The 21,122-nt window shown below is 50.2% G+C and carries 15 protein-coding genes and 1 tRNA gene; 9 read left to right on the top strand and 7 right to left on the bottom strand.

Going from position 1 to position 21,122, the window contains the following annotated elements; all coding sequences use genetic code 11:
* Positions 1-86: 86 nt before the first annotated feature.
* The 4 genes from KHQ09_RS09225 to ade form a co-directional block, all read right to left on the bottom strand.
* On the bottom strand, positions 87-1,130 hold the full coding sequence (locus tag KHQ09_RS09225) for a cysteine synthase A (RefSeq protein ID WP_213597831.1): 1,044 nt from the start codon (positions 1,128-1,130) through the stop codon (positions 87-89).
* 183 nt (positions 1,131-1,313) lie between these two features.
* The gene (locus KHQ09_RS09220) at positions 1,314-2,852 is read right to left on the bottom strand and encodes a DEAD/DEAH box helicase (RefSeq protein WP_420801440.1); all 1,539 of its coding nucleotides are present in this window, start codon (positions 2,850-2,852) and stop codon (positions 1,314-1,316) included.
* 353 nt (positions 2,853-3,205) lie between these two features.
* Positions 3,206-4,462, bottom strand: a complete 1,257-nt coding sequence (ilvA, locus tag KHQ09_RS09215) for a threonine ammonia-lyase IlvA (RefSeq protein ID WP_028233901.1) — start codon at positions 4,460-4,462, stop codon at positions 3,206-3,208.
* Entirely contained in the window at positions 4,459-6,198 is a 1,740-nt protein-coding gene (ade, locus tag KHQ09_RS09210) for an adenine deaminase (RefSeq protein WP_238481716.1), read from the bottom strand. The genes ilvA and ade overlap by 4 nt, the downstream gene beginning before the upstream one ends.
* Before the next feature lie 324 nt (positions 6,199-6,522).
* Here ade and KHQ09_RS09205 point away from each other — a divergent pair, with 324 nt between their 5' ends.
* Together KHQ09_RS09205 and KHQ09_RS09200 are read left to right on the top strand one after the other, a co-directional pair.
* A complete protein-coding gene (locus KHQ09_RS09205) occupies positions 6,523-7,224 on the top strand; it encodes an SDR family oxidoreductase (protein WP_213597826.1) in 702 nt (233 codons plus the stop codon).
* A 226-nt stretch (positions 7,225-7,450) separates the two neighbouring features.
* Positions 7,451-7,536 (top strand) — tRNA-Leu (locus KHQ09_RS09200).
* Between the two features lie 416 nt (positions 7,537-7,952).
* On the opposite strand, the gene KHQ09_RS09195 is transcribed toward KHQ09_RS09200, so the two are convergent.
* Positions 7,953-9,350, bottom strand: coding sequence for a virulence factor family protein (locus KHQ09_RS09195; RefSeq protein ID WP_213597824.1), 1,398 nt, complete (start codon positions 9,348-9,350; stop codon positions 7,953-7,955).
* On the bottom strand, positions 9,347-11,992 hold the full coding sequence (gene mprF, locus KHQ09_RS09190; RefSeq protein ID WP_213597822.1) for a bifunctional lysylphosphatidylglycerol flippase/synthetase MprF: 2,646 nt from the start codon (positions 11,990-11,992) through the stop codon (positions 9,347-9,349). Before mprF ends, KHQ09_RS09195 begins: the two co-directional genes overlap by 4 nt.
* Positions 11,993-12,503: 511 nt before the next feature.
* Between mprF and KHQ09_RS09185 the strand changes: the two genes are divergently transcribed.
* The 3 genes from KHQ09_RS09185 (at position 12,504) to KHQ09_RS09175 (ending at position 14,499) form a co-directional block, all read left to right on the top strand.
* Positions 12,504-13,553, top strand: coding sequence for an LLM class flavin-dependent oxidoreductase (locus KHQ09_RS09185; protein WP_213597820.1), 1,050 nt, complete (start codon positions 12,504-12,506; stop codon positions 13,551-13,553).
* Positions 13,554-13,651: 98 nt separating this feature from the next.
* Entirely contained in the window at positions 13,652-14,245 is a 594-nt protein-coding gene (locus KHQ09_RS09180) for a histidine phosphatase family protein (RefSeq protein ID WP_213597818.1), read from the top strand.
* A complete protein-coding gene (locus KHQ09_RS09175; RefSeq protein WP_213597816.1) occupies positions 14,242-14,499 on the top strand; it encodes a hypothetical protein in 258 nt (85 codons plus the stop codon). Before KHQ09_RS09180 ends, KHQ09_RS09175 begins: the two co-directional genes overlap by 4 nt.
* Before the next feature lie 62 nt (positions 14,500-14,561).
* On the opposite strand, the gene KHQ09_RS09170 is transcribed toward KHQ09_RS09175, so the two are convergent.
* Complete coding sequence (locus KHQ09_RS09170; RefSeq protein ID WP_213597814.1) at positions 14,562-15,686, bottom strand: vWA domain-containing protein; 1,125 nt, start codon at positions 15,684-15,686, stop codon at positions 14,562-14,564.
* 218 nt (positions 15,687-15,904) lie between these two features.
* Here KHQ09_RS09170 and KHQ09_RS09165 point away from each other — a divergent pair, with 218 nt between their 5' ends.
* The 4 genes from KHQ09_RS09165 (at position 15,905) to KHQ09_RS09150 (ending at position 21,120) form a co-directional block, all read left to right on the top strand.
* Positions 15,905-17,194, top strand: coding sequence for an HdeD family acid-resistance protein (locus tag KHQ09_RS09165; RefSeq protein ID WP_213597812.1), 1,290 nt, complete (start codon positions 15,905-15,907; stop codon positions 17,192-17,194).
* Between the two features lie 173 nt (positions 17,195-17,367).
* Positions 17,368-19,032, top strand: coding sequence for a phosphoethanolamine transferase (locus tag KHQ09_RS09160; RefSeq protein WP_213630830.1), 1,665 nt, complete (start codon positions 17,368-17,370; stop codon positions 19,030-19,032).
* A gap of 100 nt (positions 19,033-19,132) precedes the next feature.
* Entirely contained in the window at positions 19,133-19,795 is a 663-nt protein-coding gene (locus KHQ09_RS09155; RefSeq protein ID WP_213597810.1) for a response regulator, read from the top strand.
* Complete coding sequence (locus KHQ09_RS09150) at positions 19,792-21,120, top strand: sensor histidine kinase (RefSeq protein WP_213597808.1); 1,329 nt, start codon at positions 19,792-19,794, stop codon at positions 21,118-21,120. Before KHQ09_RS09155 ends, KHQ09_RS09150 begins: the two co-directional genes overlap by 4 nt.
* Positions 21,121-21,122 lie beyond the last annotated feature (2 nt).

Below are 21,122 nucleotides of genomic sequence, written 5' to 3'. Positions count from 1 at the left end.
AAGTCTTTTGCGAGAGGTTTAAAGCAGTTTCAGGAAAAGTAAAACCGGTTTTCCTGAAACTATGATAACAACATAGAGACTAGGTTTTACACCTCGTAAGGAACTGCAATGTCTGAACGTGTCAGAAGCCATTGCGGCACCGGCAGGCCACGCTCTTCAAGGAAGGCCGGATTATACATTTTTGACTGATAGCGATTACCGTAATCAGCCAGAATTGTCACAATCCGCGCGCCTTTGCCGAGGTCTTTTGCCATGCGGATAGCACCGGCAATATTGATAGCTGATGAGCCGCCAAGGCAGAGGCCTTCTTCCTGCACCAGATCGAAAGCGATTTTCAGAGCATCTGAATCACTGATCTGATAGGCGAAATCCGGTTTGAAACCTTCGAGATTACCGGTGATGCGTCCCTGCCCGATACCTTCCGTGATGGAGGCTCCCTCAGCCTTCAATTCGCCTGTGGTGTAATAAGAATAAAGCGCCGCGCCTTCCGGATCAGCCAGCCCGATTTTGATATCTTTGCTGAAGCCGCGCAGACCTTCTGCCACACCGGCCAGCGTGCCACCGGAACCGACCGCGCAAATAAAACCGTCAATTTTACCTTCTGTCTGCCGCCAGATTTCCGGTGCGGTTGTTTCAATATGCGCCTGACGGTTGATCTGGCTGTCAAACTGGTTTGCCCAGATTGCGCCATTCGGTTCGGTTTTGGCCAGTTGCTCGGCTAACCGGCCGGAAAGACGGACATAATTATTCGGGTTCTTGTAAGGCACAGCCGGAACTTCAATCAGCTCCGCACCCAGCAGACGCAAGGCGTCCTTCTTTTCTTGACTTTGTGTTTCAGGAATAACGATGACGGTGCGATAGCCAAGTGCCTTGGCCACCATGGTCAGGCCGATACCGGTATTTCCGGCAGTGCCTTCCACAATCACCCCGCCTTTGCGCAAAAGCCCGCGTTTTTCCGCATCGCGGATAATATAAAGTGCCGCGCGGTCTTTAACGGACTGTCCCGGATTGGCAAATTCGGCTTTGCCGAAAATCTCGCAGCCGGTGAGCTCTGAAGCTTTATTCAGGCGGATCAGCGGCGTGTTGCCGATCGCCTCGATCACAGAATTTGTTACACCTGACTGCACCATTATATTTGTCCTTTAATTCTGCGCAGAAATACGCATTGCTGCGCCGAACCTATTGTTGCTGAACAGCTTATTCAAGGTACAGTTTTCCGGCAATTCTGCATCCGACAATAAAAAACACCGCCGGAAAGCGTTCCGGCGGTGTTTTATTTCAGTATTATTCAGAAATTAGGACGAAACAATAAATTAGCTGTTCCAATCCTGACCCGCACGTTTCTTATTGCGGTGGAAGGTCTTTTTATTCGCAGGCTTGCCGCTATTGGCCTGACCGGAATTATAACCGGAACCCTGTCCGCTGCGCCCGGAATGATTGCGGTTCTGACGGCCACGTTCGCCCTGTGCAGGTTTTGCTTCGCGTGGCTTGGCAGGTGCGGCATCATCATAAAGCTCACGCACATCGGAAAAACCAGTGGTACGCTGCGGTGCTTTATCCAGATTTTTATACGGGCGCGAGGTTTTACGCTTGCCGACGGCACGCGGATCAGGCTTTGGCCATTCGTGCTCGAAGGTTGGCTTTTCTGTGCGCTCAGGCAACGGGCCAAACTGCGGCGGCAGATCTTTCAGTGTCAGCTTATTGCGGATAACACGCTCAACAGCCTTGAGCTTTGCATGTTCTGTACCGCCGTCATAAAGCGTAATCGCTGCACCGGAAGCACCATTACGACCGGTACGGCCGATACGGTGTACATAGCTCTCCGGTTCATCCGGCAGGTCATAATTGATGACATGGCTAATGCCCGGAACGTCAATACCACGCGCAGCAATATCAGTAGCAATCAGCACACGCACGGAACGGTCTTTAAAGCCGTTCAGCGCACGCTGACGGGCATTCTGCGATTTGTTGCCGTGAATGGCTGCAACGGAATAACCGTCTTTTTCCAGCGTGCGTGTCACCGCATCCGCGCCATGTTTGGTGCGGGTAAAGACAATAACTGTTTCCAGTTTAGGATTGGTCAAAAGGCCGGACAGCGCTTTTTTCTTATCCTTGGTCGGCACGGTATAAACAACCTGCGTAATTTCAGCCGCTGTTGTACCGGCAGGCGAAACTTCAACACGTACCGGATCACGCAGCAGGCCTTCAGCCAGAGCCACGATTTCCTTAGGCATAGTAGCCGAGAACAAAGCTGTCTGACGGTCAGAGCGCGTTGCTTTGGCAATGCGCTTCACATCATTGATAAAGCCCATATCCAGCATACGGTCGGCCTCGTCCAGCACCAGCCATTTGGTAGCGGACAGATCAACGCATTTATCACGCACCAGATCGGTCAGACGACCCGGCGTTGCCACCAGAATATCCACGCCCGGCACCATTTTGCGCACCTGAGAGGCGCGGGAGACACCGCCTAAAATCAAAGCGGTCGAAAGATGTGCGCCTTTGGTAAGCACACGAACGGTTTCTTCAATCTGCACAGCCAGTTCGCGGGTTGGCGCGAGGATCAGGGCGCGGCAGGTTTTAGGCAGGCGCTTATCGCCAAGTGCCAAAATCTGCTCGATAATCGGCAGGGAGAACGCCGCAGTCTTGCCGGAGCCGGTCTGCGCGATACCCAGAATGTCTTTGCCCTTCAGCTGGGCTGGCAGGGATTGCTGCTGAATTGGCTTTGGCGAAGTCATGCCCGCTGCATCCAGATTTTTCAGCAAAAGACCGGTAATGCCCAAAGCGGCAAAGCCGGAGGTTTCCTGAATTTCCGCAACAGCGGTCAGGTCGGGTTCATTTTGATTTGTCAAAATATAAGCTTTCGATATGCGCCGCCGGTCGGGAGAACCGGACACACGCATCATCAGACCACCATGCGCAGCTGGCAATCCGGAAACAAATTTTTATACGACGAAGCGCCGGAACATTGATGTTCTCACGCGACTTGCGCTGCCGTATCCGGCACGGAATGACCGGATTATTTCACCTCTTCATGAGGCAAAGTTTTAAGACGCAACGAAGTCCAGCATGGAAAGCCCTAATGCAATATCTCGCATCAGACCCAAGCGCCTGACCTGCATATGGGCGCTTTCGTTTTAAAAAGCAAATGAAATAAACAGCAGTGTCCTATGCAAATAAACATAGGACACTGTTTAAACCTTCATCAGATGATGAAATCAGCCAGAACCTGATTATCGGTAATATCCTGATAGGCCCAGCCCGCTTCTTTGAACTTCTTATCGAGAATAGCGAAGTTCTTCGCATCTTTCGTTTCAATGCCGATCAGCACAGAACCAAAATTTCGCGCCGATTTTTTCAGGTATTCGAAACGTGCAATATCATCTTCCGGCCCGAGCAGATCAAGAAACATGCGCAATGCACCCGGACGCTGCGGGAAGCGGAAGATGAAATATTTCTTCAGCCCTTCATAGCGCAGCGCACGTTCTTTTACGTCCGGCAGACGTTCAAAGTCGAAATTACCGCCGGAAACCACCAGAACAATGGTTTTGCCTTTGAGTTCGCTCTTTTTGAAATCTTTCAGCGCATCAATTGCCAAGGCACCGGCTGGCTCCAGCACCACGCCTTCAACATTGAGCATTTCTGTCATCGTGCCGCAAAGACGGTTCTCCGGCACATTGATAACGGATGATGCCGGATAGGTTTTGAGAATTTTGAAATTCTCTGCGCCCAACTCACCAACAGCCGCACCGTCAACAAAATTATCAACAGTCTGCAGCTTGACGCGTTTGCCTGCTTCAAGGCTGAGCTTGAGGCTTGGCGCACCCTGCGGCTCGACAAAGCGAAACTCTGTCGGCCAGCCAAGCGCTTTCACATAAAGTGTAACACCGGCAGAAAGGCCACCGCCGCCAACCGGCAGCATCATCAGATCGGGGATTTTGCCTTCCGGCAATTGCTCGGAAATTTCCTGCGCAACTGATGCCTGACCAGTGATGATACCCATATGATCGAATGGCGGTACCATTAACCCGCCTTCAGCTTTGGCATAATCCTGCGAGGCGGCATAGCACTGGTCAAAAATATCGCCGACCAGACGGATTTCAATAAACTCGGCACCGAAAGCGCGGGTCTTATCGATCTTCTGTTGCGGTGTTGTCACCGGCATGAAGACCACGCCCTTGCGGCCGAAATGACGGCAGACATAGGCGAACCCCTGCGCGTGATTGCCCGCAGACGCACAGACAAAAACCGCATTCGGATCGGCTTTTTTAATCGCGGCAGAAATAAAATTGAATGCACCACGGATTTTATAGGAGCGTACCGGCGTCAGGTCTTCGCGTTTCAGCCAGATATCTGCGCCATATTTGCGCGACAGATAATCATTGCGCAGCAAAGGTGTTTCACCGAACAGGCCGCGCATTTGCTGCGTAGCCTGTTTTACCGATTGTATAAAATCACTCATAGGAACAAATCAACTTTCTCGAAGCTACGCACATCCACCAAACCGATATCGGAAATGCGCAGTTCCGGTATCACTACAAGAGCCAGCAGCGAATGCTGCATATAGGCATTATTCAATGTGCAACCCATCGCAGCCATGGCTTTCACCAGCTTGTCTGCTTTTGCTGCAACGATCTCGGCGCGTTCATCGGACATCAGTCCGGCAATCGGCATTTCCACACAAGCCAGTTCCCTGCCCTTGGAATAAAGCACCACGCCGCCGCCGATCTCGCCCAGACGATTAACAGCTTTCGCCATATCTTCCTTATTGGTGCCAACAGCGATGATGTGATGGCTGTCATGGGCAACGGTTGAAGCCAGCGCGCAATCGAGCGTATAGCCAAAGCCGGACACGAAGGCATTGGTAATCTGTCCTGAACCGCGATGACGCTCAACCAGAGCAATCTGGCAAACATCATTGCGGCGATCCATCTGCACAATGCCGTCGCTCACCGAAAGCTCGGCTTCCAAAGCGCGTGTCGGCGCCTGATTCTCAATGACACCGATAACGCGCGCCGTTACATTTTTAGTTGGCTTTGGTGATTGAATATCAAAGTCTTGTGCCGAGAACTTACGACCAAGCTTTACCGTATTCTTCGCTTTTGCCGGATATTTATAAGGTGCAATTTCCGCAACCAGTTTGCCCTGCTCAGCCAGCAGAACACCACGTCCGTAAACGCGCTCAATCGTCAGCGCCGAGAGATCAGACACGATCAGGAAATCCGCACGGCGACCCGGTGTGATAGAGCCGATTTCGCGCTCTAAGCGGAAATGCTGGGCTGTATTAATCGTCGCCATTTGAATAGCTGTGACAGGTTTCAGCCCTTGCGCAATGGCGTGGCGCACAACGCGATCCATATGGCCTTCATGTACCAGAGTGCCGGAATGGCTATCATCGGTGCAGAGCACAAAATTACGGGAATCCAAACCCTGCTCGGTAATCGCTTTGACCTGTGTTGCCACATCGAACCATGCGGAACCAAGGCGCAGCATTGCGCGCATCCCCTGACGCACACGGGCAATCGCATCTTCCGCGCGTGTGCCTTCATGGTCATCCTCAGGGCCACCGGCCACATAGCCGTGGAACGCACGGCCGAGATCAGGCGAAGCATAATGGCCGCCGACCGTCTTACCGGCATTCATGGTGGCATCAATCACGCCGCGCATGGTCGGGTCATTATTGGCAACGCCGGGGAAGTTCATCACTTCACCAAGACCGATAATATTCGGCCAGCTCATGGCTTCCAGCACTTCTGCCGCACCGATTTCCGCACCGCCATTTTCCAGCCCCGGTGCAGAAGGCACACAGCTTGGCATCTGCACATAGACATTGACCGGCATAGCCATGGCTTCATCATGCATCAGCCGCACGCCTTCAAGCCCAAGCACATTGGCGATTTCATGCGGATCAATAAACATGGAGGTCGTGCCATGCGGAATGACTGCACGGGTAAACTCAGTGACTGTCACCATGCCGCTTTCAACATGCATATGCGCATCGCACAGACCCGGCACCAGATAGCGCCCTTCAGCATCCACAACCTTGGTTGTCGCACCAATACAATGGGTTGCATCATGGCCGACATAGGCAAAACGCCCTTCGACAATAGCAATATCAATGCCGGCAACAATCTCGCCAGAGTAAACGCTGACCAGACGACCGTTGCGCACAACCAGATCGGCCGGTTTGCGCCCCATGGCAACATCAACCAGAACAGGTGCAGATGCTGCCCATGATTTGATTTCAGTTTTTGACTTTTTAAGATCTGATGATGACAAGATAGCCTCCATGGCATGACCGGTCATAAATATATCCGGCTCAGGCAAAAATCAGTTTTGCCAAGTTTAGCCGGAAATTACCAGTTTGTTTTGATTGTTTAAGCAATTATCTCATCGGATTACACAGCTAAGCCGCGTCTCTCAAACGGCACAATAATTATTATAACACTGACTATATAATACTTTACAGCAAAAGCATTTTCATGGCAGCTTCAGGAAAATTCAAATCGGGAGCGATAGAATATGGACGGAAAAGTAGCGATTATTACTGCCGGTGGTTCAGGCATGGGCGCAGCGGCAGCACGCAAACTGGCAGATAACGGCTACAAAATTGCTGTGTTATCCTCATCTGGCAAAGGTGAAGCGCTGGCCAAGACCTATGACGGCATCGGCGTAACCGGCAGCAACCAGTCCAATGATGACCTGCAAAAGCTTATCGACAGCGCACATCAGAAATGGGGACGTATCGACGTCTTAGTGAACAGTGCCGGTCATGGGCCGCGTGGCGGTCTGCTGGATTTTTCAGATGAAGACTGGCATCGCGGCATGGATGTTTATTTCATGAATGTGGTGCGGTCTGTGCGACTGGTCACACCAATCATGCAGGCGCAAAAAAGCGGCTCGATCATCAATATCTCGACTTTTGCAGCCTTTGAGCCGGATCCGGCTTTTCCGGTCTCCAGTGTGTTCCGCGCCGGCCTCGCCTCCTATACCAAGCTGTTTGCAGACAAATATGCTGCTGACAATATCCGCATGAATAATATTCTGCCAGGCTTTATCGACAGCCTGCCGGAAAAGCAGGAATTCAAAGATCGCATACCAATGCAGCGCTACGGCACCGAGCAGGAAATTGCCGAAACCATCGCATTTCTGGCGTCTGACGGCGCGGGTTATATTACCGGCCAGAATATCCGCGTTGACGGCGGCATTACGCGTTCAGTTTAAGATTATCTTGCCGCGGCCGGTACAGTCCGGCCGCTACCTCTCTTCTGTAGCGTTAGTTACATGAGACTAAATTACTGATTTCAATCAATATTGATTTTTACAAAATATATTTATGCCGAGTGATATTCCGGCAGATTTTTCACTCAGTACACAATCTGCGCCTTGACTTCCGCAAGCAAATCACGGATCAAAAGGCAGGTTTCAGGTGCATAAAACATCTTGCACTGCGGACGTGGAGAAATCGGTAAACTCAGCAGACTTAAAATCTGCCGCTCTTAGAGCTTGCGGGTTCAAGTCCCGCCGTCCGCACCAGCTATTTCAATGACTTAGCTGGTGCTATTCTTTTAAGCGTTCTGCGCGTTCTGATATCATTATCCTCTCAATGACAAAACTTGCGCTGATAACGCGCTGTTTTCAGTATGAATTATTATTTGTCGAACCAGTTAGAGGTTTCCGTCTGCAATTTGTGTAAAATCTTACTGCTGATCTAAAACATATCAAGCGCCAGTTATACGCGAACAGACTATATTGTCATTTTGGATATTTTATCATTAAGTGGTAATCGCATCTCTGAATTGCAAAAGAATATACGAAACATTATTTCTTTGTTTTAACCATATTAATCATGAAGATATCTTATTTAATCAGCGCACTCTTCTCTCATTATTTTATCTATATAATAGATGTACTTTTGTCAGGTATATTATCTGTGGTGCATTTTTCATTTATTATTCCAACTCTGCTGCAAGTTTCCGCATTTTCTGCAACAATGTTTGGGCGAGTGCCTCATAATTCCCGTCAAAATGATGCCCGCCGCTGATTTTCATAATATCTGCACCTTTTAAAGCATCCGCAGTACAAGCTGTATCCTCTTCATCTTCACCATAGACACAGACGACCCGATCCTGTGGTATGGAAAGAATAGCCGGCAGCGTTTTCTGTTCCCCTTCAAAACCGAGCCATCCCTGAACGGAAATTTGAAAAGATGTTGTGGTTGAGACTCCCAGTAACCCTACCATTCTGATCCGGTTTTGCAGTGCCGGATCAAGATATTTCCATGCAAAAGGGAATGTATCAGCACCGAATGAATAGCCCAGAACCGCTATAGGTAACTTTCCACCCGGATCTGCTTTCTTCAGTAAAGCTGTTGTATCGCGCGCAATATCCTCGGGTTTACGTTCGCTCCAGAAATAACGCAGAGAATCCACACCAATCACATGCACACCCTGCGTCTGCAACCACTCCCCGATGGATTTATCAATATCGCGCCAGCCGCCGTCTCCTGAATAAAAAACCGCTACATATTTTGCTTTACCGCCACGCGCAGGTAAATCAACAACCGGCATAGCTGCATTTTGAGCATCCTGCCCGGCCATTGACAGCACCTCATCAGCCGCCACGCGAAAACGCTGATCCGGATCAGGCACATTTTGTAATATCGCAATATTCTGTTCGCGTGCAGCTTCCGGCTGGTTGGCTTGCAAGCCTCCCGCTGCAACAAGCAAAGCAGAAAGCGGAAGTTCCTTACCATATTCATAAGTGAAACCGCCGTCCGGTGTTTTGCTGGCCTGCGCCTGTTCGGTACAGGATGGCAGACGGGTACTGGCGGGCACGGGATCAATTCCGACAGCACCGGCAATTGTAGCATCGGGTGAATCTGACGCAGCGGCGTAAGCAATCGTCGCCCCCTGCCCGATACCGGTTACAACAGGATGAAAATAAACATTCAGATCCAGCGTACGCAAAGCTTCTTTGGTGATCGCTTCAAAGTCTGAATCAAGATAATTACATTCACCATCCTCTTTATCGAGTGCTGCACGCCATTGCCGGAGATCAACCGGCAAGACAATCATGTTACGTGCCAGCAGCGCATCGGCAAAACGGCGTTCACGATCGCCGCCTCCGTTAAGATCGCTGATAATAATCGCCAGCCCTGCCGGATCGCCTTTCGGCATATAAACAGAAATCTCTGACAGCCGCTCCGCACTTACATGCGTTACCGGCTTGTCCGAAACAGTCAGACTTGCCCAGAAACGAAGCACTTTGCCCGGATGCATAGATAAATAGATACCTGCTGCAATCAACACCAGCAATCCGAAGAGTCCCACAAGCCGTTTTGCTTTCATTTGCGAATAAACTCCAGCGGACTGCCGTTAATCAGTTTCGTAACGTCCAAAAGTGCGCGTGGCGTTTCAAATCCGCCGGGGCAAACCATGTAATGCGGTGTCCAGACAGGTTCGAATTTTTCTTTAAACGCCTTTAACCCGTCAAAATGATAAAGATCTGCGCCACGTCTGTAGACAAATGAACCAAACCGGTTCCATCGGGAAGCAAGCCTGCTGCCACTTAAGCCTGACAGGGGCGCTGCCCCGAGATTAAACCATTTATAACCCTGCTCTTTGCTGTAGATCAGCAATTTGGCAAAGAGCGCATCCATCAGTAATTTATGCGCATTCGGCATATAACGCATCAGATCGACGGTAATTTCGTATTTGTCACCACCGCGCCATAAATTGGCAAAAGCAACGATCTCGCCTTGCTGCCGGAGCACAGCCAGATCAAACCGCTTGAGGTAATCTTCATCAAAATATCCGAGTGAAAAGCCTTTTTCACTTCCGGATTTAAACTCCAGCCAGGCATCAGAAATCTCACGCAAACGCGGCAACAAAGGCGGTACATCTGCTGCAGAAATAACTTCAAAGACTAACCCGTCTTTACTGACTTTACGATCTGCATAGCGGAAAGGCTGACGCCGCGCGCCCTCAAGAGAGAAATCCGCCAATTCCACCCGCGCCACTTCACCCAGCTTAAGGGCTACCAATCCCATATCCAGAAACAATGGCAGACTTTGCGGCCCAACTCCGTAAAACACTGTGCGTAATGCCTGCTGATCCGCCAAAGTGTGAAATGACCATGCCAGTTCTTTTGCCGTAGAGATTTGGCCAACCGGTTCACCCAATGCAATCAGGCTGCCGCCCGACTGCGCATACATGATGAAAGCACTGTCGTCAGGCGCAAGGAGAAACTGTTTATCCCCCACCATAGCAAGAGCCGCATCCGTATGAGGACAGGCCGCAACTAAAGCAGGCACGGCTTCAGGTATATCATGATTGGTATTTTGTCTGCGCTGGCTATGACGGTTGATTAATGTATGCAGACCAAAAGCAGCGACAACAGCGAAAACCAGTACTGTGGCACGCAAAAAACGTGGTGCATTGCTATTCCATGCAAAATCCCACCAAAGATCACTGGAATATTCGACATGGCGATACACAAAGAAACCAAGCCAGGTAGAAACCAGCAATGTTGTGCCGACAGTCACAATCCAATGCCAGCTTAACTCAAAACTACCGGTGATCGGGCGACGATAAAATGAATCGCGAAACTCCCAGAGCACGACAGAAAAAAGACAAAGCGTAACAGCTTCTTCCCAATCCAGCCCTTTCGAAAGGGAGAAAACAGCGCCGCTTAAAAGTAACAGCAATGCCGCCAGCCATGCACGCTCCAGCCGTTTTGCCAGCCCCCGCGCAACAATCAGCAAGGCAACCCCGACCAAGCTCGCGGCGAGATGAGACATTTCAATCAGAAACTCCGGCACAATGTCGGATAGCAATTCCACACGATAGCGCTTATCCGGCGTTGCTCCGGAAAACAGCAGGATAATTCCGCCCAGAAAAATAATACTGGCGCTCAGTCCCGGTATCAGCGGCTCAACCAGACGTTTGGCAAGTCGTGCCTGCTTGCCGAGCATATGGCGGCGGCGCATGATTTCCCAGAATAACAGACCGGCTGCCGCGGTAACCAATGGCAAGACCGTATAGATAACGCGATAGGCAAGTAAGCCTGCAATGGCTTCCGGATTGCCGCCAAGGCCAAGACCGGCAATGATTGTTGCCTCAAAAGCACCAAGCCCGCCGGGTGCATGGCTGGCAATACCCAGCACCACCGCAATCACATAAACAATCGCAAAAACCGCAAAACTTGGAACCGCGCCATCCGGCATCAGCACATAAAGCGTAGCAGCTGCGGCACCGACATCAACCAGACCGGCGAATATCTGAACCATAGCGCCTTTGGAATCCGGTAAGCGCAGGCTGAAAGTGCCGATCCTGATATGGCGTTCGCTGTGTGACAGCCAGTAAATAAGCCAGCCAATGCCACCAAGAATGACAAGTCCGGCCACAATATCAATACGGCTGTCAAAAGCGGACAGCCAGGGCACGTCCTGAGGGTCAATCAACAGTGCCGCGCCAACCATGATAATCAGGGCGAACCAGATGGCAAACCACGATGTGCCGACTATTTTGCCTATATCGGCAAGGCTGATACCTTCCGCTGCATAAATACGGTAACGCAATGCGCCGCCTGTCAGCAGTGAAAAACCAAGTGCATTAGAGATTGCATAGCCTGCCGCTCCTGCAATCGCTGCAAGACGTTTTGGAATCTGCCCCGGAGCAATCGTCTCGACTGCGACCACGTCATATAGTGCAACAGCGGCATAGCTGAGCATTGTGAAAAATATGGCAAGGCTGATTGTTTGCCATGAAATCGTATGAAACGCCGCCATTGTCTGTGAACGGGACGTATTCTGCAGCATATTTTCCAATACATAGATTGCCAGCAGAACGACAACGAAACCGGCAACAGGAAAGAAAAAATGCTGATAGCGCTTTATCAGATCAAAGCGTCGGGATGACTGTGCAAGCCCTTCAGGCTGCAGTGTTGTTTCGGAATGTGCGTATTGTTTTTTATCATTCGGAGCCGTCATTTATCGCTGCCTGCGCCATGAGAACGGGCGGATATTACGGCGCAGATTATGATAAATTTGTGGTGAAGTTTCAACGTGCGCTAAACTACGGAAAACTCTCAGAGTAAGGACGATAAAGCCAATATTCGTACTCACTCCGGCCGTGTGTATAGCTATGAAACATTTCTAATGCATTCATAGCTATACACAAATGATATCAATTTGCTGGGGGGATAAAATGCCAGCCTGCTAATTAGCGACAAGAATTACTCGAACCCCATTTCAAATAGCTGTAACAATACATGAGGTAGATCCAGCAAGAATACTATCCCTTGCAAATGCCTCTTGCCTATAATCAGGTATCAAGACATCAGGTCAAAAAATGACCAACAACGCAATGAGGGGGATTTCTCCTCACTATAGGTCACATGATGAACACAGTGTCCTATTTGCAAGCTTTGCGCCTCTTCCACCCGCATACTATATCAAGACCAATTGCTATTGAAACCGCTTGAGCGGCAGGAGTAACTCTATGAGAGCCTTTGGTTTTTTAAGTTTTGGTCACTATGTGAATGCACAGGGTTCGCAAGCGCGGACAGCCAGTGACATGCTGAAACAAGCTGTCGATATCGGCGTTGGTGCGGACGAACTTGGTGTAAACGGCGCTTATTTCCGCGTGCATCACTTTGCCCGTCAGCAGGCATCGCCAATGCCATTGCTGGCAACGATTGCAGCGAAGACAAAACATATCGAAGTCGGTACCGGTGTTATCGATATGCGCTATGAAAACCCGCTATATCTGGCTGAAGAAGCTGCTGCTCTCGATATTCTCGCAGACGGACGTATTGCACTGGGGATCAGCCGCGGTTCACCGGAAACAGTGGTGCGCGGTTACAAAACCTTTGGTTATACCGGCTCAACGGATCCACGCGGCGCTGATATTGCACGCACGAAATTCGATTTGTTTATGCGTTCAATTGACGGCGAACGACTGGCACCGGGCGAACGCAGCACGACCGGCGGTCAGATGATGCCGATTGAACCGCGTTCTTCTACGTTGCGCGATCATATCTGGTGGGGTTCTGCGACCCGCGAAAGTGCTGAATGGACAGGACAACAAGGCCTGAACATGATGTCGTCTACTTTGTTGACGGAAGATGCGGGAATGCCTTTTGACGAGCTTCAGGCGGAGCAGATTATTCGTTTCCGTGAAGCCTATCGTGCAGCTGGTCATACCGGCGCTCCGCGTGTTTCTGTCAGTCGCAGCATCTTCCCGATTGTGAATGAACAGGATGCCGCTTATTTTGGTAATGCATCTGAAAGATATGACGGGGTTGGTATGATCGACGGTTTCCGTTCAACATTCGGCCGTACCTATGCTGCCGAACCGGACCGGCTGATTGAAGAGCTGAAGAATGATCGCGCCATTGCACTGGCAGATACTCTTATGCTGACAATTCCGAACCAGCTTGGGCCGGATTATAACCTGCATATGCTGGAATCTTTTGCCCAATATGTGGCTCCTGCCCTTGGCTGGAAACCGAACTGGGAAGGCCCTGTCACCGGTGATATAATCGGGTAACGAATAATCCCTCAAGCCAGCGATGGTTTGAGGGATGTTTTTTGAGTATTCTCATCACTGCAAAAACAAAACAGCCTTGGACTCAGGAGCAAAGCAGCGTGATTTATTTAGTTCGTCACGGCCAAACGATTTTCAACGCTGCCGCACGCTGGCAGGGACAAGTCGACTCTCCGCTAACCGCGCTCGGATTACGTCAGGCTGCTGCTGCAGGTGTAACTCTTCGCAAAAACATCATCTCCGATGATATTGCTCTCTTTTCCAGCCCGCTAGGCCGTGCGCATAGCACTGCAAAAATAATCGCCGAAAAACTGGGAAAACCGGATGACATCATACTCGATCCGCGCCTGATGGAAATTGGTATGGGGTCATGGGAAGGTCTTACGGATTACGAAATAGAGCAGGAATGGCCGAATGCCCGTGATGGATTGGAACGCCACGAATGGTTCTTTCACTCTCCTGACGGTGAAAGCTTTGAAGATATGTCCGCCCGCGTTCAAGACGTGCTGACCACCATTGAAGAATATAAGGCTCAGATCAAAATCATCGTTTCGCATGGTGTGACCGGCCGGATAATTCGCAGTATTTATGCCAATATCCCGAGAAATGAAGCGCTGAAACTTGAAGTTCCTCAGGATGTTCTGTTTGAATTATCCGGTAACGGGACTATTGAGCGGATTGCTTACGACATATGAGCCAGCAAACACCCTCCCGCAAACAAAACTGGTGCCTGTCTGCAATCATATCCGTGATTTTTGGCGCGCTGACGGCCTTTATATTCTATTATCTGGTCTTTTTCGGTGCGGGAAATGACGGTTATGCCATCATATATTGCGTTTTTACGGCGCCAATCGCTTTGATTTCCGGCCTGTGGGGCGTGTTTTACTGGCGCAGCAGTATCGCCATTGCCGGCCTGCTTCTGGGGCTTTCACCGCTTATATATTTATAAAATACTTACGGCATGAGGCACCCTGCCCGCTATGAACAGAGTGCCAAAATCGGAATGGCTAATTATTTCAGCTGTTCAACCAGAGTTTCCTTAACAACCGTATCAAATGAATCTCCGCCGCTGTCTTTGCTCAGTTCAGCTGTTTTCTTGGCTATATAATCATCACGCTTGCTGATGAGGCCTGCCATTTCACCCTCAAGTTTCGTGCGTTCCTGCGCATTGCGGTCAAGAATTGCTTGTTTCTCCTGACCGGATTTGCCGCGCATATTTTCCGGCAACTCCTCATCCTTCACGGCATCCAGTTTTTGCTTGCCGTTCTGCACATCCGCCACAAGATCGCCGCCGCCGGTTACAACCTCTTTAGCGCCACCTTTTTTGGAGTAATAGCGTGAATTATCAACCTTTACAGCCGAGGGAGCCGCAGCTTTTGCATCCATCTTGCTGAAGAGTTCAGCCTGAACTTTTGAACTGCCATAGGCAATCACGGTCTTATCAAGATTTTGCTGAACAACGATAATTTCGTTGTCAAACGGCGTTTCCATAACAGTGATATTACCGCCATCCTGCGGAATCGCTATATAACGCCCGTGCCCGAGTTGGGCGATTTCCCGCCAGACTTTGGTTGTGTCAGGATCATCACCGGCCTGAATTGTATTGACGGTGATTTTATCTTCTTTCGCACGCTTCAGAATTTGCGGATATTGCCATGTATTCGGATAATCCATATGCGGCGGCGCATCCCCGACAAGGAAGATGATCCGTCTGGTATTATCATTTTTAGTCCATTGCAGCTTGCGGACAGATTCATCCAGCGCTTCATTCACCGATTCCGGTGTATCGCCGCCGCCGTCAGCCTCAAGCTTAATCAGCTTGCCGTACAGCCCCTGCACATCCGCGCTCATATCATAGGATTTAACGACATATTCATCGCCCTGATCACGATAGGCCACCAGTGCCATACGAATATCTGCATCGGGATTCACATCAATGATGGTGTTGGCTATCGACCAGATCTTCTTTTTGGCCCCTTCAATAAGGCCGGCCATTGAACCGGTTGTATCGAGTACAAAAGCAACCTCAATACGTTGGTTCTGGTCATTGCTGGCTGCAAAAACCGGGGAGGCCAATGCAGTGACAGCAAGACCGGCAGCAAGTATTTTTCCGAAAGCGCGCAAAGAACGAACCATTATTTTCCCCGAAGAATAAACGATGCCTATGCTTTGCGGCGGAATGAGGCATAATTGGGAGCCTGACCGGACAATATTATGACCCGCAGGTTTTTTATTCTTTTTTGCAATATTTATTTAGCTGTCTGTACAATTTTAAATGTAATAGTAAATTCTTCGCGCTTAACTGAATAAAAGCGCCATTATGACAATTACAAGAGAACAACCGAGATCAACGCATGATACGTATTCTGTTTCTTTTTCTGGGTCGTGAAATCATCCAGAGACATTGGAAAACACTGTTTGTCATCGGCGTTCTCTGGCTGCTTGTAGGCCTTGCTATTCTGATTGATGCACTGGACGGAGATACCCTGCTCCGCCCGTATCTTTTTGCTTATTTTCTGGTGCCGGAAGCGGCTCTCAGCCTGCTTGCCGCAGCCGGTAGCGAAGGCACAGCCAGACAGATGCGCATAGTGCAAGGGATTGCATTATTCGCTGTCGGTATTCTTATTTACACTTCCAGTGCCGCCAGCAATTTCTTTCTGGCCATGGTGTTTGGCCTGTGTTTTCTCGTTGACGGCAGTATGCGTATCGCCAGCGCGTGGGTTGTGCGCTATCCGCGCTGGAAGGCCGGTATTGCCGGTGGTGTGCTGGAACTTATTCTGGCCGTTGCAACCTTGCAGCCATGGCCGACCTGGTATGAAGGCACTGTCGGTGCCAATGTCGGCGCTGTTATCATGCTCACCAGCTTCGGTATTATCCATGTTGCGCTTCGCATTCATAGTCTTGAGGCCGGTGCGCCGCTTTCACGTCTTTTCGGCCGCAGCAGCCTGCTCTCGGCAATGACCGCACATCATGAAACGGATGAGCAAAACCCGAAACGCGGCGAATTAATCGTTCATGTCTGGACACCAACCGGCACGGCTATGACACCACTGCGCCAGCGCGCGATCAGCCGTTATATCGCTGCCGTTGATGCTAATGGTGTTATCTCCACCGGTCATGCGGCTCTGGAACTGGTGCCTGATGTTTATATCAGCCACTATCCGGCGGTAGAAATTGACCGTTCTCCCAATGAGTTTAGCCGCACTTTGCGTGCCACCGCCGATAATAATATCGAAGGCAGATTTTTACCTGATTATAAATCGGAAGCCGCAGACTGGTGCGAGTCTACGGTACAGGTGGTTATCAATAATATTGATGAAGATAAGCTGCGTGCTTTCTGGAAGACCTACAAGGCTGACAACACCTATAATCTGACAAACCGTAATTGCTCCAGCGCAGTGGCTGATGCTCTGGATGCCGCATTGGAAGGTGTTTACCGGAATAAACGCTGGCCGGTCTTCTCAGCATTCCGTGCGATTGTTTATCCGGAACTCTGGGCTGCCAGCATGATGCGCAAGCGCGCAGAAACCATGGCATGGACACCGGGTCTCGTACTTGACTATGCCCGTGCGCTGAGTGCTATCGTTGATCCGAAACCCGGTTTCTGGGTGCCCAAAATATTCCTGAAAACAAGATCGGAATAAAACGCAGGCATGTATTGAATATGCACGCGCCGGAGCAAACGCACCGGCGCGTTTTATTTTTTATATGCAGATCAGGCTTTCATATAGCGATCAGGGAAAGCCGCGTTCAGGTTCCTGTCAGGAAAACCATTCACTCGTTTGTCCAAAGTACAGAACTTCAAGGACGACGAGTCATGGCATTGAATATTCCGGCAGAGTTACGCCGCCCGCATATCGAGAGCGTAACCTTAAGTATCATCACAGCCGGCTATCTGACCGCAGTAAACAATGCAACATTCTGGCACCGCTCAGAGGAGCTGCTGCCAACCGGTGCGCTTCTGGCTCTTGTTGCGGGCATATTCTGCCTGTTAACAGCGCTTTGCATCACTGTTTCCGTAAAATATCTCACCAAACCGCTGTTTATTTTTCTCATTATGGTTTCGGCCACAGCATCATGGTTCATCGATCAGTTCGGAACCATCATTGATGTGGAAATGCTGCAAAGTGCGATCGACACAACCAATGCCGAAGCGGGACATCTCATCAGCTTCGGCTTCATACGCCATGTTGTTATATTTGGTATTCTGCCTTCCCTGCTGATTTTATGGGTAAAAATCGAGCACCGTTCATTCCTGCAAAAAGTGAAGCAGAATTCTGTTTTCATCTTTCCGGCGCTGTTTGCGGCAGCCGCACTTTTCATGCTGAATGCCAGCACTTTTACTTCCCTGGGACGCGAACATAAGGAATGGATTGCAACGCTCAATCCGGTAATGCCGATTGGCAATGCTGTCAAGCTAAGCATCCGCTCCGGTAAAAATCAGAATATTATCGTGCAGCCGCTCGGTACGGATGCCAAGGTTGCAAATGTTGTTTCCGGCAACAGAAAACCGCGTCTGACGATTGTTATTGCAGGTGAAACTGCCCGTGCCGAAAGCTTTTCCCTCGGAGGCTACAAGAAAAATACCAATCCTGAACTTGCCCGTCAGGACATCACCTATTTTTCCGATACCAGCAGTTGCGGCACAATCACAGCGGTATCCCTGCCATGTATGTTCTCGGTTTACACACGCGATGAGTACACCCATGAGAAGGGTCTGGAGACGGAAAACCTGCTCGATGTGCTGAAACATGCCGGTGTACATGTGGAGTGGTGGGACAATAATACAGGCCACAAATCTGTTGCTGATCGCGTGACAAGTGAAACGCTGTCGACATCTGACAATCCGAAATATTGTAAAAACGGCGAATGTCTGGACGGGATTTTTCTGGATAAACTCGATACATGGATGTCCGGCATAACACAGGACACGGTGCTGGTGATGCACCAGCTTGGCAGCCACGGTCCGGCTTATTATCTGCGTTATCCGGATGAATATCGCCGTTTTACACCGGATTGTCAGAGTGCTGAATTTTCAAAATGCAGCCGCGAAGAAATTCTCAATGCCTATGATAATAGTATCGCCTATACGGATCATATTATTTCATCGGTTATCGACCGGCTGCGCGACAAGCAGGACAAGCTCGATACTTCGATGATTTACATGTCAGACCATGGTGAATCCGTTGGCGAGTTCGGCCTCTATCTCCATGGTGCACCCTATTTTGTAGCTCCGTCACAGCAGACTCACGTGCCTTATGTGTTGTGGCTCGGAAAAGATGCCAAAGCCACAATCAGGCAGGATTGTCTTGCGAAAGAAGCAACCGAGCCGCAATCTCATGACAAGCTGTTTCACACAGTGCTCGGTCTGATGCAGGTGAAAACACAGGTTTATTCTCCGGCTCTGGATACGCTCTCTTCATGCCGCATTAACAGCAAGGCAGATTTGCAGGTTGCTAATTCTGTGGCTGTGCGCAGATAAAAATCACATTATATACTTGCAACAGGTTACAGGGTGACGGATTGTCCGCTGACACTTCATCACCCTGCCTGTTTTCAGACTATCCGCCGGAGATTGCTGCTTGAGAGTTCTTCTTGTTGAAGACGATGATACACTTGGTCAGGCCGTGCGCGATCATGTTCTGGCAAGCGGTCATGCAGTTGACTGGATGCAGACGGCTGAAGATGCGGCACTGGCTGCAACAAGCGTTGCTTATGGCCTGATCCTGCTTGATCTGCGCCTTCCTGACGGCAGCGGCCTCACTATTCTCAAAGATTTGCGGAGCGCCAATAATCCGGTGCCAGTTATCATATTAACGGCGCATGACCAGATATCAGACCGTATTGAAGGCCTGAATGCAGGCGCAGATGATTATCTGGTGAAACCGTTCAATCTCGATGAGCTGACTGCACGTATGCTGGCCGTGTCACGCAGATATGGCGGCAACAGCGCATCGGTTCTGCATGTCGGTGATCTCGAAATCAAAATCTCCGAGCGCAATATCCTGTCACCGCAGGGTGAAATTATCCTCTCGGGACGCGAATGGGCAGTGCTGGAATGTCTGCTCCACCGCTCCGGTGCTATTGTTTCCAAAGCCCAGATTGAAGAAGCGCTTTATGCATTCGGCTCGGAAATTGAAAGCAATACGGTCGAGGTCTATATCAGCCGCCTGCGTAAAAAGCTCGGTCATGACCGGATAAGTACGGTGCGTGGTGTGGGTTACAAAATTGAGGACAGAACATGAAGTCTCCCAGCCTGATCGGACGCCTCATGTTTTCTGTAACCACGGCGGTGGTGTCGTTCTGGATCGTTGCTGCTGTCGGTGGCATATTAGTGATGCGGGACGAATTTGCTGAAATTTTTGACAGCGCTTTGCAGGAAACCACCGAGCGGCTGACACCGCTCATCGTCGACGACATTATGCATCGTGACCAATCCGGTGTAGTTCTGTCGCTGGACAACGGCGCTCAATCCTCATCCCGCCAATATCTGACCTATCAGGCCAGAGACGCCAGCGGCAAAATCCTTGTTCACTCCTCCGATATTCTCGACGGTGCCTTCCCTGCACCATTGGCTGAGGGTTTTTGGGAAGATGATACTGCGCGCTATTATACTGTAGCAGCAGCCGATAATACGATCTTTGTTCAGGTCGCAGATCAGATGAAAAACAGGCGCGAAGCCATCAATGAAGGTGCGCTTGCCCTGCTGCTGCCGATCCTCGTGCTTGTGCCGCTCAGCCTCTATATTATCCGCCTTGTTGCACGGCGTTCGGTTAATCCTATCGGCGATTTGCGGCAGGCAATATCCGAAAAAGACAGCGGAGATCTGACACCGATAAAAGCTGAAGGACTGACGATCGAGCTTCAGCCGATCGTGCATTCGGTCAATATTCTGATGGGACGCGTGCAATCCGCTCTTGAAGCAGAGCGGGCATTTACCGCAAACAGCGCCCATGAATTACGCACGCCGATTGCCGGTGCATTGGCACATACGCAATTGCTGATGACAGAGGTGAAAAGCGCATCGGGCAAAGCGCGGGTCGAACAGATTGAAGCATCATTGCAAAAACTGAAACGACTGGTTGAAAAGCTGATGCAGCTCGCACGCGCAGAAGCCAATATAGCGCTTGCGGATAAGCCGGTGAATCTCCTGAGCGTCCTTGATCTTCTGGTGGAGGAATTTCAGCGTAAAATGGCTTCCAATGACCGGATTATTTATCAGCGCCATGCTGAAGCCAGTCTGATGAAGCCGGTCAATGAAGACGCCTTTGCTATTGTCATAAGAAACCTGCTTGAAAATGCATTGCTGCATGGTGCGCAGAATGAACCGGTTATCATTCAGGCCGATAAAAACGGTACGATCCGCATTATAAATAGTGGCAAGAACCTAACTGCTGAAGAATTACTGCGTGTTCAGAAAAGATTTGGCCGCGGCACAACCGCAGCGCCGGGTTCAGGACTTGGTATTCCCATTGCCACTGAAATTGCCGGTCAGATGCACGCCCGCCTGCAATTTTCCTCCCCGCCAAGCGGGCAGAAAAACGGCTTTGAGGCTATACTCAGTTTCTGACA

The organism is Pseudochrobactrum algeriensis (assembly GCF_018436245.1).
GTDB classification, from domain to species: Bacteria; Pseudomonadota; Alphaproteobacteria; order Rhizobiales; family Rhizobiaceae; genus Pseudochrobactrum; species Pseudochrobactrum saccharolyticum.
This window is presented reverse-complemented; position numbering and strand designations above follow the sequence as displayed.

Bases quoted from the DNA above. Each gene is read 5' to 3' on its own strand.
- KHQ09_RS09165 (WP_213597812.1), top strand. From the start codon at position 15,905: ATGATACGTATTCTGTTTCTTTTTCTGGGTCGTGAAATCATCCAGAGA.
- ilvA (WP_028233901.1), bottom strand. From the start codon at position 4,462: ATGAGTGATTTTATACAATCGGTAAAACAGGCTACGCAGCAAATGCGC.
- KHQ09_RS09205 (WP_213597826.1), top strand. From the start codon at position 6,523: ATGGACGGAAAAGTAGCGATTATTACTGCCGGTGGTTCAGGCATGGGC.
- KHQ09_RS09175 (WP_213597816.1), top strand. From the start codon at position 14,242: ATGAGCCAGCAAACACCCTCCCGCAAACAAAACTGGTGCCTGTCTGCA.
- KHQ09_RS09225 (WP_213597831.1), bottom strand. From the start codon at position 1,130: ATGGTGCAGTCAGGTGTAACAAATTCTGTGATCGAGGCGATCGGCAAC.
- KHQ09_RS09195 (WP_213597824.1), bottom strand. From the start codon at position 9,350: ATGAAAGCAAAACGGCTTGTGGGACTCTTCGGATTGCTGGTGTTGATT.
- KHQ09_RS09160 (WP_213630830.1), top strand. From the start codon at position 17,368: ATGGCATTGAATATTCCGGCAGAGTTACGCCGCCCGCATATCGAGAGC.
- ade (WP_238481716.1), bottom strand. From the start codon at position 6,198: ATGGGGCGCAAACCGGCCGATCTGGTTGTGCGCAACGGTCGTCTGGTC.
- KHQ09_RS09170 (WP_213597814.1), bottom strand. From the start codon at position 15,686: ATGGTTCGTTCTTTGCGCGCTTTCGGAAAAATACTTGCTGCCGGTCTT.
- mprF (WP_213597822.1), bottom strand. From the start codon at position 11,992: ATGACGGCTCCGAATGATAAAAAACAATACGCACATTCCGAAACAACA.
- KHQ09_RS09185 (WP_213597820.1), top strand. From the start codon at position 12,504: ATGAGAGCCTTTGGTTTTTTAAGTTTTGGTCACTATGTGAATGCACAG.
- KHQ09_RS09150 (WP_213597808.1), top strand. From the start codon at position 19,792: ATGAAGTCTCCCAGCCTGATCGGACGCCTCATGTTTTCTGTAACCACG.